A 13,598-nucleotide genomic window follows, 5' to 3' on the forward strand; every position below is an offset into this window, starting at 1 on the left:
AAGTTTTCATGGAAACGAGGTGACGATTAATGACCGATTTCTTTAAGCTTCATTTCTTTATCCCGCTTGGCATAGTGCTAGCATTGGTGATAATCCCTTATGTGGGATATCTAGCCAACCAGCAACTGGTTTTAGGGGTGGTGGTGCCCTATCTGGCCGTGCTGATTTTCTTAGAAGGCTTGATTTATCGGGTCATCAAGTGGGCCCGCTCACCGGTGCCTTTCCGTATCCCTACCACCTGCGCCCAGAACCGTACTCTTCCCTGGATCAAAAAAAATCTGGGAGAGAAATTGGATAATCCAGAGACTACCTTGCATGTTATTGGTCGGATGGCCCTCGAAGTCCTACTGTTCCGCAGTCTTTTCAGGAACCTGACCACTAAATTATTAAGGCCGGCCGATCATCCGGAGGATGCCAGGTTATTTTATTGGTCCAACAAATGGCTCTGGCTGGGAGCCATCGCCTTTCACTACACCTTCCTGATCGTCCTGCTCCGTCACCTCAGGTTTTTCACTGCTCAGCCCCCGGGTTTTGTCCAAACTATTGAAAGTGTGGACGGCTGGTTCCAGATCTACCAACCCACGGTCTATCTGACCGGCATCATCCTGTTGGTGGCTTTGAGTTATCTACTGCTTCGCCGGGTATTTAATCCCAGTATGCGTTATATCTCCTTGGCCAGCGACTATTTCCCATTATTTCTGATCCTGGCCATCGGTACTACCGGGATCCTGATGCGCTATTTTTTCAAGGTGGATATTACTGCGGTGAAGCAATTGGCACTAGGGTTGGTAACTTTTAAACCCGTGGTGCCGGCCGGTATCGGGGTGATATTTTATATCCATCTATTTCTGGTTAGCGTGCTATTTGCCTACTTCCCGTACAGCAAACTGTTACATATGGCCGGGGTTTTTCTCAGCCCGACGCGCAACCTGGCCAGTAATAACCGCTGGGTCCGACATATCAATCCTTGGAATTACCCGGTAAAATACCATCCTTATATTGAGCACGAAGATAAATACCGTGAAGCTATGAAAGAGGTTGGCTTGCCGGTGGAAAAGGAGTAACAATGGCCAAGATCCCGACACCAGAAGAACTATCCAATATAAGTTTCCAACCGCCTGCCAAGGGGTGGATGGATACCAGGCCTGAATTTAAAGAGGGTTGCTATTGCAATGCTGCCAGTCCCAAGTGGCTGGAATGGCTTGATTACCCTTATCCAAGACAATGGTCGGTTCCCGATGAGGATTGGCATCTGCCCCCTAACTGGAAAGAGATTATCTTAGAAGGCTTTGAGGACCGCCTTAACCGGTTCCGGAGTTTTAAGTTGTTTATGGACATCTGTGTCCGGTGTGGTGCCTGTGCCGACAAATGTCAGTTCTTCATCGGTTCCGGAGACCCCAAGAATATGCCAGTACTTCGGGCCGAGCTGATGAGATCTATCTACCGCCGCTACTTCACTCAAGCCGGGAAGGCCCTGGGACGCCTGGCCGGGGCCAGACCCCTGAGCGAAGATGTCATCAAAGAGTGGTATTACTATCTGTACCAATGCAGTGAATGTCGGCGGTGCTCGGTATTCTGTCCTTACGGCATTGATATGGCCGACCTGACCATATTGGGCCGGGAGCTGCTTAGCTCCATAGGCCTCAACATCGAGTGGGCCATGGCCTCGGTGGGAAGCTGTTATGAAACCGTAGGCCATATTGGCGCTACCCCCCAGGCCTATAAGGATATGATTGATTTCTTCTGCGAGGAAAATGAGCGGGTGACAGGTATCCTGACCAATGTCACCTATAACCGGAAAGGTGCGGAGATTCTCTTCATTGCCCCTTCCGGCGATTATTTTGCTGACCCTGGCACTTTTAATTACATGGGATATTTGCTGCTCTTCGAATATCTGGGACTCGACTATACCATAAGCACCTATGCTGCGGAGGGCGGCAACTTTGGTTATTTCATCTCCCATGAGATGGGCAAACGGCTCAATGCCAAGTTCTACGAAGAGGCCAAACGTTTGGGGGTGAAATGGATCCTGGGCGGCGAATGTGGTCATATGTGGCGGGTGTGCAATCAGTACATGGACACCTGGAACGGCCCGGCGGATTTCCTAGAGGAACCGGTGTCGCCCATTACCGGGACCAAATTTGAAAACGCCAAAAGCCACAAGATGGTCCACATCTCTGAATTTACCGCCGACCTGATCAGACATGGGAAATTGAATCTGGACCCCAGCAGGAATGCCCATATCAAACTTACCTACCATGATTCCTGTAACCCCGCTAGAGCTATGGGGCTGTTTGAAGAGCCACGTTATATTATCAAGAATGTCCTACCGGAGGGTCATTTCTTTGAAATGCCGCCCAATACCATTCGGGAGAAAACCTTCTGCTGCGGCAGTGGCAGCGGCTTTAACGGCGATGAATATTTGGAAATGCGGTTTAGAGGGGGGTTCCCGCGGGCCAACGCGGTCCGATATGTCCGGGACAAGTACGGGGTCAACCATTTAGGCTGTATCTGTGCCATTGATCGAGCGGTGTTCCCCCCGCTCATGGATTACTGGGTACCCGGAATGGAAGTCACTGGCATCAGCGAACTGGTGGGCAATGCCTTGGTATTTCCTAATGAAATAGAACGAACTACCGATCTGCGGGATCGCCCCTTGGTGGGCTATGAGGAAACCGAGGAGGAAGAAGGGGGGGAGACTGAATAATTATGAAAGAGCCAGTTAAGTCAGAATTTGGGACCTATGGAGAGCGCCCCAAGGTAGAGAAAAAACTCTACAATAAAAATATCATCATGGCCGGCATTATTGTCTTCGTGGCCCTGATCACCTTCCCTATCTGGAACCTCCAGGGAAGGTCCATTCCTCCACCTGAGCCCAAGATTGACACCCCGGTCATCCAAAAAATGCCGGAGAAAGACCGGAAGTGTATCGAAGATAAATCTTACATGCGGAACTATCACATGCAGATGTTGGATGAGTGGCGAACCCAGGTAGTCCGCAACGGCCAAAGAGATTATATCAGCCTCAGTGGGAAAAGATATACTGCCAGTCTTCAGAATACCTGCTTGGAATGTCACTCAAACAAAAGTCAATTCTGCGATCAATGCCACAATTATGTGGGCGTTGCCCCTTACTGTTGGGGGTGCCATCTGGACCGAGAGAAGAAGCTGGCGGAGGCGAAGTGATGAGTATCAGTAGAAGAGATTTTTTAAGGATAGCGGGATTCTCCACGTTATTTGGACTGGGAGCCAAGGCGGCATTTGAAATGCTGGCCCCGGGGGAACTGGAGGCCAAATTAGCCCCCAATCCCAAGGCCCTGACCGCACAAAGATGGGCTATGGTGGTAGATATGCGCAAGCTGGATGACCAGACCGCCCAACGGTGCATCGAAGCCTGCCATCGCATCCACAATGTTCCTGATTTTGGCAATCCGGTTAATCCCGAGGACCAAGTTAACCCTCAGGACCAGAACAGGTGGGAAATTAAATGGCTCTGGAAGGAAAAGTTTGAGCATGCCTTTCCAGGCCAGGAACAGCCTTATGTGGCCGAACGGTTGCATAAATTGAATTTTCTTTTGCTGTGCAACCACTGTAATAATCCTCCTTGTGTGCGCGTCTGTCCGACCAAGGCCACCTGGAAACGGGAAGACGGGGTGGTCATGATGGACCAGCATCGCTGCATCGGCTGCCGCTACTGCATGGCGGCCTGCCCTTACGGAGCCCGCAGCTTTAACTGGCGCAACCCCCGGCCGTTCATTAAAAATGAAAATCAAACCTATCCGACCCGGGAGATCGGAGTGGTGGAGAAGTGCACTCTCTGCGCCGAAAGGCTCGCCAAGGGGCAATTGCCAGCCTGCGTGGAGGTATCTAACGGGGCCTTGACTGTAGGTGACCTTAATGATGCCAAATCCAAAGTCAGGGAACTGCTCCGGGCCAATTTTACCATCCGGCGGAAACCGCAGCTTGGTTCAAACCCCCAGGTTTACTATATAGTGTGAGGTGGCTATGTTTGAAAAGGCTTTAGTTGGAACTAAAAGGTACTACGGAGTACTAGGGTTTCTCCTACTCCTGATTGGGATAGGTTTCTTCATCTACCTCAAACAATTGGATTTCGGCCTGGGAATCACCGGTATGAGTCGGGATGTCTCCTGGGGCTTTTATATTGCCCAATTTACCTATCTGGTCGGAGTAGCCGCTTCGGCAGTGATGGTAGTCTTGCCTCTTTATTTGCACGACTATAAAGCTTTTGGTCGGATTGCCATCTTAGGAGAGTTTTTGGCCGTGGCGGCGGTCACTATGTGCATCTTGTTCATCGTGGTTGACTTGGGCAAACCGAGCCGGCTCTTCAATGTCTTGTTGCACCCAACCCCCAATTCTGTCCTGTTTTGGGACATGATCGTCCTCAACGGCTATCTCTTGCTGAACCTGATCTGTGGCTGGACCGTGCTGCAGGCCGAGCGCAATGAGGTGCCGCCGCCGAAATGGGTCAAGCCCTTTATCTATATTGCCATTCCCTGGGCACCCAGTATTCATACGGTAACCGCCTTCTTATACGCTGGTTTGCCGGGCCGGGGCTACTGGTTGACCGCCATTATGGCCCCCCGCTTTCTGTCCTCGGCTTTTGCCGCCGGGCCCGCTTTGCTGGTGCTGCTTTGTCTGTTGGTCAGAAAATATACCAAGTTTGACCCGGGGCGGGAGCAGATTCAAACCCTGGGCAAAATCGTCACCTATGCCATCCTCATCAATGTGTTTTTCTTCTTCTGTGAAATTTTCACCGTCTTTTACAGCCAAATTCCCGATCATATGATGCACTTTAAATACCTCTTCGCCGGCCTGGAAGGCAAAGGCCAGCTGGTGCCCTGGATGTGGGTGTCCATCGTCGGCATGACCTTGACCGCTATCTTTTTAGTCATCCCTAGTGTTCGGAAGAATGAAAACACCTTGGCGTTGGCTTGCGGCTTGGTAGTGATTACTACCTGGATTGATAAGGGGCTGGGCCTGATTACCGGTGGTTTTGTTCCCAACCCGTTTGATACCATCACTGAGTATTGGCCGACCATCCCAGAGGCTTTTATCACCTTGGGAGTTTGGGCCGTTGGATTCCTGATCCTTACCATGCTCTACAAAGTGGCGGTCTCCGTCAAAGAGGAGATCAGGGCCTAAATATCGCCTTAACCGTTCCAAGCAACTTCAATTTAAAGACAAAGCCCGAGCTGAGCTCGGGCTTTGTTTTTTTCTGGTCCATATCGTTTCTCAAAAATAATTTCACCTGCGAAAGTCCTCTGAAAGAAAGTTTAAAGTATAGGCAAAAACTAGTTCAACATATTGATAAGACGTGGTAATCTGCGATCAACGTCCAATGTTGGAGGTCGCCGCTGCTGGGCAAAAGGTCGGGGCAAATGGGCATTGGGGACCTGGAGGCTCCATGGCGGTTGGCGGGGGGGGCACTTTTTGAAGCAGATCGATGACCAGATTGACTGGCATCCACTTGAAAAATGGTTGGAACTTCTTTATCATGCCAAGCTTTTGCGTCCCAACCATCACTTTTGAAAATGTTCAAGGCCCGGTTTTTGCGGCAATGGGACGGCTCATCCGATCCCGGACTGGAAGAAGCCATCTGCGACCGCTTGTCGTTTCAGCGGTTTTTGCATCTGTCTCTTACTGACCCGGTTCCAGATGCAACCAAGACTGGTCGGTTCCGTAACATGTTGGCCCAGACGGGGTTGGGAGAACGGCTGTCTGCCCTGTTGGCGGAAACGCTTTATGCCCCAGGGCTGATCGTGCGGCGCGGTTCCTTGATTGACGCCGCCTTGATCAAGGCCCAGCCCCGCCCTCCGCGTCGGGAGGAGCCCAGCCCAGCCCCCGAGGCTGCTTGGCGCCGCCAGGGAAGCGTCTGGCCCTGACGCGGCCAACGTTTCTGAGTCGCATCTGTGGGAAGAGACCAATGACACCTTGAAATGCCCCCTTGATTTGGAGCGCTGTCGCTATCTCGGACGGGATTGCAACCACAATCATCCCTGACTTAAAGGAATGTGCTACAACCTGAACCAAACGTCGGTATTGTCAGGAGCAACCTAAAACTCTTTTAGCTAACCATGAGTCATCGGGATTACGCAGAGCCTCAAAGGGCCTGCGGGGGCCTGCTCCGGATAATCTCTAAACGGGCTCAAACAAGTAATCAACCTCCTAAATTCGCAAAAATAACCATGAATGTAAGGGGGCAATTCATTGCGCCCAAAAGTGCTTGATAAATCAAGCCTCTACAGAATTATCCATTTGATTGTGATTTATTATCAGAGGTAATCAATGCCATGTTCCGGGTAATGACTCGGAGTAAACACTTTTGCCGTTAAGAACTTGCATTCTTGCCCCAGATCTGACAAATTTGTTAAGCGCAAGCTTACAATGAGGAATCTATTTTAAATGGTCCAGAGTGAGGCTGTATCCTGCCTTTATGAAATCACCCGCGCCCTCAATGCTGCTGGTCCGTTGGAAAAGGGGCTGCAGAAGATTCTGTCCATCCTGGCTCAACGGGTGGGCATGAACCGCGGCACCATCACCATTTTGAACCCGGAGAATCAAGAACTGCAGATCGAGATCGCCCATGGGCTGACCGCCGAAGCCCGGCTCCGGGGCCGTTATAAATTGGGGGAGGGGATTACCGGCCGGGTGGTCGAAAACGGGGAACCGGCGGTGGTCCCCCGGGTGAGCCAGGAACCCCTGTTCCTCAACCGCACCCGGTCCCGCGGTGACCTCCAGAAACAGGATATTGCCTTTATTTGTGTCCCGATTAAGATCGGTCCGCAGACCATCGGGGCCTTAAGCGTGGACCGATTCTCGGACGTAGACATCCATTTGGATCACGACCTGAAGTTCCTGACCATCATCGCCTCTATCATTGCCCAGGCGGTCAACAATCTGATGCTCATCGACCGGGAGAAACAGCAACTGCGTAACCAGAACCTGGAGCTCCAGGGAAGGTTGCAGGAAAGATATCAGCTCGGAAATATTATCGGCAATTCCAGCAAGATGCGTCAGGTGTTCGAAATGATCGAACGGGTGGCCAAGAGTAACGCCACGGTATTGATCCGGGGGGAGAGCGGCACCGGCAAGGAGCTGGTGGCCAGCGCCATCCACTATAATAGCCTGCGGGCCGACAAACCCTTTTTCAAGGTCAACCTGGCGGCACTGCCGGAGACCTTGGTGGAAAGCGAACTTTTCGGCCATGAGCGCGGATCTTTCACCGGGGCTTTGAAGCGCAAACAGGGGTGCTTTGAGCTGGTCGCTGGTGGAACTATTTTCTTGGATGAAATCGGTGACTTAAGTCCCAACATACAACTCAAGCTGCTGCGGGTGATTCAGGAGCGGGAGTTTATGCGTTTAGGCGGCAGTCATATTCTCAAGGCGGAGGTGCGAATCATCGCGGCCACCCATAGAGATCTGGAAAGGGCCGTGGCCGATGGCCATTTTCGTGAAGATCTATATTACCGGCTCAATGTTTTCCCCATTTATCTACCGCCGTTAAGAGAACGGCAGGCCGACATCCCCATGCTGGCCGAGCATTTCTTAAACAAAATGGCCGCTGAGTATCACAAACCGGTTAAACGCCTGTCAACCTTGGCGATGAATCTATTAATGCACTACCACTGGCCCGGCAATGTGCGGGAATTGGAAAATGTCATCGAGCGGGCGGTACTGGTCTGTGATGAAGACACCATCCGGAGCGTCCATCTACCCTCCAGCCTCCAGGTCCGGGAGCGCCTGCCCGGACAAAATTCCCCGTCATTGGCGGCTGCCGTCGAAAACCTGGAGAAAATGATGATTATCGAGGCCTTGCGGGCTACTAAGGGCAATCAGAGCCAGGCCGCGGGTTATCTCGACACCAGCCTGCGCATCCTGGGCTATAAAATTAAACGCTATGGCCTGAATCCCCGCCAATATCGGGAGCAAAAAGGTCAGCCGGGTTAAGCTCCCCTCACCCATATTCCTAAATCGGCTGGAAAGAATAGATTTGAGCCCGAAGGGTCAGGGGACGGCCGCCTTAAACTCTGCCCCAGACCCCCCGCCCAGGACGAATATTTAGTGATCCGCAGGTAAGGAACAAAATTTGCAAAACTACTCATGGTTAAGCTGACTGCCAGGCTTCGGAGGGCAATTCTCACTCTCTGAGTGGAATAAGGCCCTATAGTGCACTTTGAAAGCTATCCGGAGGCACAGTTGCTCAGGCCCTAAGGTTACATTTTTGTCAGCAATGATCAACAGATTAACAATTATGTAATTAGATTCCCCGGAATTTACGCTTGCTAAATATAACACCCTGTTTTTCATGATAATTTACATGGTGAAGTTGGGCTTTGCCCCATCCGGACCGAATAAGGAGGCGGAGGGGGTCTTTATAAATTAAATAACGATATCGAGTTATTAAGCGTATTTAGGGACTGGCCCCTCCAGCCACCGGTGGTTGACCAAAATCACAAATTTGTAAAACAACTGCAAGTGGGATAACGGCGCGATTAAGATTAATTATTAGTAGTCACAGTAGGTTGGCTTCCACCGAGGGCTCGCCCTCTCGTGCCGGTCTAAAGATCTCATAATCAGAAAGGAAGTAGGAGGATAACTAAATGACGTTGAGCAAACCGAATCGCAGTGCTGCTACTATCACCTGCAATAGGGTCGACCCTTCCCCGGTCTCCGGAATCTGCGTCACCTGTCTGGATGGCTGTGAAGGGCCTTGTGAAATCGGGCGTTCTGCTCTGAAGGGCCGGGAGATGATCTATCCTCAGCCGTTCGGCAAGATTACCGCGGGGTCGGAAAAGGATTACCCTATCGACTTCTCCCACTTTAATATCCAGGGCACCTGTGTCGGGGCCCTGGGGGTGGAGGCCGATCCCGATAAGGCGGTCTTTCCGGTGGTGGATTGTACTACCGCGGTGGGCGCCAACGGCGACCTCGTATTAGATTTTCCGGTATTTACCGGGGCGGTCGGTTCGACTGAAATCGCCCGGGTCAATTGGGAAGAGATGGCTGTGGGAGCAGCCATCTCCGGGGTGATCGTGGTCGCCGGGGAAAATATCTGCGGTATGGACCCTCAGGCGGAGATCAAAAATAACCGGATTGTGCGTTCTCCGGAAATGGAGCGTCGCATCAATTCATACCGACAGTGGTATAACGGCAAGGGCGGCGTCATTATTCAGGCCAATGTCGAAGATACCAAACTGGGGGTGCCGGAATACGTGGTTGACAAATTGGGAGTGGAGATCCTGGAACTGAAGTGGGGGCAGGGAGCCAAAGATATCGGCGGCGAGGTCAAGTTGCCCAGTCTCGAGCGAGCCCTGCAGCTTAAGGAGCGGGGCTATATCGTGCTTCCAGATCCCAGCCATCCGGCCTCACAGGATGCCTTTAAGCATGGCGGCATCAGTGAATTCGAACGCCATTCCCGTTTGGGGATGGTGACCGAGGAAAGCTTTTATAAAGAAGTAGAACGCCTGCGCCGGATCGGCGCCAAATATGTGACTCTGAAGACCGGCGCCTACCGGCCCGCTGACTTGGCCCGGGCGATCAAATTTTCCTCAGAAGCCCGGCTCGATATGTTAACCATTGACGGTGCCGGCGGCGGCACCGGCATGAGCCCCTGGCGGATGATGAATGAGTGGGGTATCCCGACCCTGGAACTGGAGTGTCTCACCTACCGCATGTGTGAACGCCTGCGGGCCCAAGGCGCATACATTCCACCCATCGCCATTGCCGGTGGTTTATCCTTGGAAGATCATATTTTCAAGGCCCTGGCCCTGGCCGCCCCCTATGTCAAGGCCATCTGCCTGGGACGGGCGATAATGACGGCAGCCATGGTGGGCAAGACTCACGGCGCACTTATGGCCCGGAAAATGGAGCAGGAAGGCCAGGACGTGGCGGAAGGCTACTTGCGCCTATTTGCCGTAGGGGCCCAGCTCAAAGAAAAATTTGGCAATGACTTCGCCAAACTACCCCCCGGGGCAATCGGCATGTACTCTTATATCGACCGGCTGCGTCAGGGACTGCAACAACTGATGGCCGGAGCCCGCAAGTTTGCCCTGAAATATATCGACCGCCATGACCTGGTGGCCTTAACCCGGGAAGCCGCTGAAATTTCTGGCATCCCCTATGTGATGGATGCTGATCAGGAAGAGATTGATCGGATTCTTGGCTGACACTCGTGGATTACATTTAACCATTAGCCTATGATCAAGGAGTTAAAGTATGTTAAATGCCATCTGTCCCATAAATTGTAAGGATTGTTATGCCCTGCGGGTCTGTGCTGTGCATGCGATCACGGCTGAGCAGGGCGTTATCTATGTAGATACGGAAAAGTGTATCGGCTGCGGCTGCTGTAAAACCGCCTGTGTCACTTTCGGTTACAAAGCCCTGGAAGATAAAACCGAGGCCTGGTTGAGAGGCGCGGCCTGATTAACCTCTGGACTCCTATCCCTGATCTCCGAGGGATGGGAGTTCAGATGATTTTTTAGTCTTTCTATTTTTAATAACAATCATTTATACTCTCTTAAAACCCGTAATCCAGGTTAGGGTGATTAGGGAGGAAAAAGCCCTCGCATAAACTAAAGAGCCACACTCTCAGGTTGAGCTTTTCCAGTCTTCGGTGGCTACAACCGCCACGACAATCCTATTTAATACAAATTTGTAAATTTGCCCCGCTTAAAAAACACTTATGTAAAATTAAATGACCGGCTTAAACAGATATTCTTTTGATTTTATTAATGATTTAATTCAGGCACTATTGTTGCGGAACATACAATTTCTAAGAGAAGAACAACTCTGAAAGGAGAATCTATGAATTGCCAGACCATTGAAGAAGTTTTCCAGGTGGTTAAAGACAAGGGGATCAGTTTTATCCAACTCTGGTTTGCCGATGTCTTGGGAATGATCAAGAGTTTTTCCATCCGCCCCTCCGAACTGGAGGAGGCCATGACCGAGGGCATGGGGTTTGACGGCTCTTCTATCATGGGCTTTGCGCGGATCGAGGAAAGCGATATGGTTGCTAAACCGGACCCCGCAACCTTTCAGGTCTTGCCCTGGCGGCCGGAGGAAAACCAGGTGGCCCGCATGTTCTGTGATATTCTACAGCCGGACGGCTCCCCATTTCCGGGCGATCCCCGTTATGCCTTCAAACGCATGCTGGCCCGGGCCGCGGAAAAGGGCTATGTTTATTACATCGGGCCGGAACTGGAATATTTTTACTTTGCCAAACACAACAGTCCGGAAGTCCTGGATCAGGGAGGCTATTTTGATACCGCGCCCCTGGATTACGCCGCCGACCTGCGGCGCCAGACGATCTTTGCCCTGGAGCAGATGGGCATCCGGGTAGAATACAGTCACCATGAAGTAGCCCACTCCCAGCATGAGATTGACATGCGTTACGATGAAGGGTTGCGGATGGCCGACAAGGTAATGACTTTCCGGCTGACGGTGAAAGAAATCGCCCGACAAAACGGCGTCTATGCCACCTTTATGCCCAAGCCAATTTTTGGCATTAATGGTAGCGGTATGCACACCCACCAATCCCTGTTCAAGGATGGCCGCAATGCCTTCTATGACCCCAAAGATCCTTTCCATCTGTCCGAGATCGCCAAAGAATACATTGCCGGCATCCTGAAACATGCCCGGGAGATTACCGCCATTTGCAATCAGTGGGTCAATTCTTACAAACGACTGGTGCCGGGCTATGAAGCGCCGGTCTATATTGCCTGGGCCCGGCGGAACCGCTCCACCATGGTTCGGGTGCCGATGTATAAACCCGGTAAAGAAATGGCCACCCGCATTGAATACCGCGCCCCGGATCCGGCCTGCAACCCTTATCTGGCCTTTGCCGTGATGCTGGCCGCCGGTCTCAAAGGAGTGGAGAACAAGTATCCCCTGCCGGATCCGGTGGAAGAGGATGTTTACCATTTACCGGCCGTTGACCGGGAGCGGATGGGCATCCAATCCTTGCCGGGCAACCTGTTTGAGGCCATCGAGGAAACCGCCAAAAGCGAGTTGGTGCGGGAAGCCCTGGGGGAGCATATCTTTACTAAATTTATCGAAAATAAACGGATCGAATGGGATAATTACCGCATCCATGTCAGCACCTATGAGGTTGATCGGTATCTCCCCGTTTTGTAGATGATAAGAATTTCCTAACCTTAAGGGAAAAATCTGACAATGAGATGCCACAACTGCGAAAGTGGTCGCGGTTGCCCCCGCGGCATAGCTACTACTGACCCGGAGCTGGCCGAGATGATGTCGATTTCTTGGGCCAGCAATCGGATAAGCAACCTGTATCTGGCCTGGTCCTGGCAGTTAAAAGAGATCTTACGCCGCCTGGGGCTGCGCGGGAGCAACGAATTGGTAGGCCGGACTGACTTCCTGGTTCACCTGGACTACTATGACTGGCCGGTGGAAGATGACCTTAGGCGGGGGGTGTAGTTTAGTTCAAAGTTCAAGAGTTATGGAAGATATCCTTAATTTTACTCATCCCAGACTCCGCCTCTGAGCTACCCGTCGCGAGCTTACCCCTGCTTATTCGCCGGGTCACGCTTTACCGGTGGAAGCCGAAGGGGGTTGCGGGGTCACCGGCTTCGCCGCCGGCGTGCCGGTCTCGGGCCGCCATATTTTTGCACCCTCAATGGTGGGACTGGACCCGGAGGCGCTGGGGGTGACGCCGGAGATTCTGGAGGAGGATTATCTGCTCCAGATCGCCTATTTGGATCCGGAGGTCCGGCTCGCCGTGGAAGAGCGCTTTATCACCTACGGTCATAAAGGTCAGCGGTTTTTAGGTTGCGGTTTGGGGCTGAATACCGACGCGGTGCACTTCGAGGTCTATGGCAGTTCGGGAGATTATCTGGCCTCCGGGATTGATGGGATGGCCATCTATGTCCATGGCCATGCTCAGGATCAGTTGGGACAGATTATGAAACGGGGCAGGCTGGTGGTTTATGGCAATGTCAGCATGACTTTTATGTACGGCGCTAAGGGTAGCGAGTTCTATGTTTTGGGCAATGCCGCCGGGCGGCCTTTGATTAATGCCGTGGGCCGCCCCGGGTGGTGATCAACGGCACCGCCCTGGACTTTCTGGCTGAATCCTTTATGGCCGGAGATCCGCTTAAAGGCGGCGGTTTTGTGATCGTCAATGGCCTGGAGTTCGACAGCCAGGGGCAGATTCACATGCAATAAACCCCGTATCCGGGGGCCAATCTGTTTTCCCTGGCTTCCGGCGGCGCCATCTATATCCGCGACCATTATAACCAGATAATGCCGGAGCAACTGAACGGCGGAGAAATTGTGCCGATAACCAAGGCCGATTGGAAATTAATCCATCCAACTAAAAGAAAATCAGCGTCTTTTCGGTATTTCTATTAAAGCACATCTGTTAACCGTGGACGGGATAAGGCGTTCCCCTCACCAGGTTTACCGCAAGATTCAACCGATCGAATTGACAATCCTTACCGGCGCGGAGGAATCCTGGGATTAAGTTTCTCCGGTTCAACCCTATTTCTTTAGATTTTATGGCAATATTAATGTCTGATACTTCCAAATTATCCCAAACAGGTTTTTCTACTATTGCCTTT

At 51.9% G+C, this 13,598-nt stretch carries 11 protein-coding genes and 1 pseudogene; all 12 read left to right on the plus strand.

Features of this window, described 5'->3' with window-relative positions; translation table 11 throughout:
* Positions 1-29: 29 nt before the first annotated feature.
* The 12 genes and pseudogenes from dsrM (at position 30) to JRG72_01095 (ending at position 13,501) form a co-directional block, all read left to right on the plus strand.
* Complete coding sequence (dsrM, locus tag JRG72_01040; GenBank protein MBW2133806.1) at positions 30-1,064, plus strand: sulfate reduction electron transfer complex DsrMKJOP subunit DsrM; 1,035 nt, start codon at positions 30-32, stop codon at positions 1,062-1,064.
* A 2-nt stretch (positions 1,065-1,066) separates the two neighbouring features.
* Entirely contained in the window at positions 1,067-2,707 is a 1,641-nt protein-coding gene (locus tag JRG72_01045; protein MBW2133807.1) for a (Fe-S)-binding protein, read from the plus strand.
* A gap of 2 nt (positions 2,708-2,709) precedes the next feature.
* Positions 2,710-3,186 (plus strand): sulfate reduction electron transfer complex DsrMKJOP subunit DsrJ, encoded by a 477-nt coding sequence (gene dsrJ / locus JRG72_01050; protein ID MBW2133808.1) that lies wholly within the window; start codon positions 2,710-2,712, stop codon positions 3,184-3,186.
* Complete coding sequence (locus JRG72_01055) at positions 3,186-3,998, plus strand: 4Fe-4S dicluster domain-containing protein (GenBank protein ID MBW2133809.1); 813 nt, start codon at positions 3,186-3,188, stop codon at positions 3,996-3,998. Before dsrJ ends, JRG72_01055 begins: the two co-directional genes overlap by 1 nt.
* A gap of 7 nt (positions 3,999-4,005) precedes the next feature.
* Positions 4,006-5,163, plus strand: a complete 1,158-nt coding sequence (nrfD, locus tag JRG72_01060) for a polysulfide reductase NrfD (GenBank protein MBW2133810.1) — start codon at positions 4,006-4,008, stop codon at positions 5,161-5,163.
* A 389-nt stretch (positions 5,164-5,552) separates the two neighbouring features.
* A complete protein-coding gene (locus tag JRG72_01065; GenBank protein ID MBW2133811.1) occupies positions 5,553-5,903 on the plus strand; it encodes a transposase in 351 nt (116 codons plus the stop codon).
* Positions 5,904-6,423: 520 nt separating this feature from the next.
* Positions 6,424-7,968: a sigma 54-interacting transcriptional regulator gene (locus tag JRG72_01070; GenBank protein ID MBW2133812.1), complete on the plus strand. Its 1,545-nt coding sequence runs from the start codon at positions 6,424-6,426 to the stop codon at positions 7,966-7,968.
* A gap of 653 nt (positions 7,969-8,621) precedes the next feature.
* Complete coding sequence (locus JRG72_01075; GenBank protein ID MBW2133813.1) at positions 8,622-10,187, plus strand: FMN-binding glutamate synthase family protein; 1,566 nt, start codon at positions 8,622-8,624, stop codon at positions 10,185-10,187.
* Between the two features lie 49 nt (positions 10,188-10,236).
* The gene (locus JRG72_01080; protein MBW2133814.1) at positions 10,237-10,443 is read left to right on the plus strand and encodes a hypothetical protein; all 207 of its coding nucleotides are present in this window, start codon (positions 10,237-10,239) and stop codon (positions 10,441-10,443) included.
* A 381-nt stretch (positions 10,444-10,824) separates the two neighbouring features.
* Entirely contained in the window at positions 10,825-12,153 is a 1,329-nt protein-coding gene (locus JRG72_01085) for a glutamine synthetase (protein MBW2133815.1), read from the plus strand.
* A gap of 39 nt (positions 12,154-12,192) precedes the next feature.
* Positions 12,193-12,456 carry a hypothetical protein gene (locus JRG72_01090; GenBank protein MBW2133816.1) on the plus strand — a complete coding sequence of 88 codons (264 nt, stop codon included), beginning with the start codon at positions 12,193-12,195 and terminating at the stop codon, positions 12,454-12,456.
* Positions 12,457-12,655: 199 nt separating this feature from the next.
* Positions 12,656-13,501 (plus strand): annotated as a pseudogene (locus JRG72_01095) (hypothetical protein).
* Positions 13,502-13,598: the final 97 nt, after the last annotated feature.

Source organism: Deltaproteobacteria bacterium, from assembly GCA_019309545.1.
Taxonomy (GTDB): Bacteria; Desulfobacterota; Desulfobaccia; order Desulfobaccales; family Desulfobaccaceae; genus Desulfobacca_B.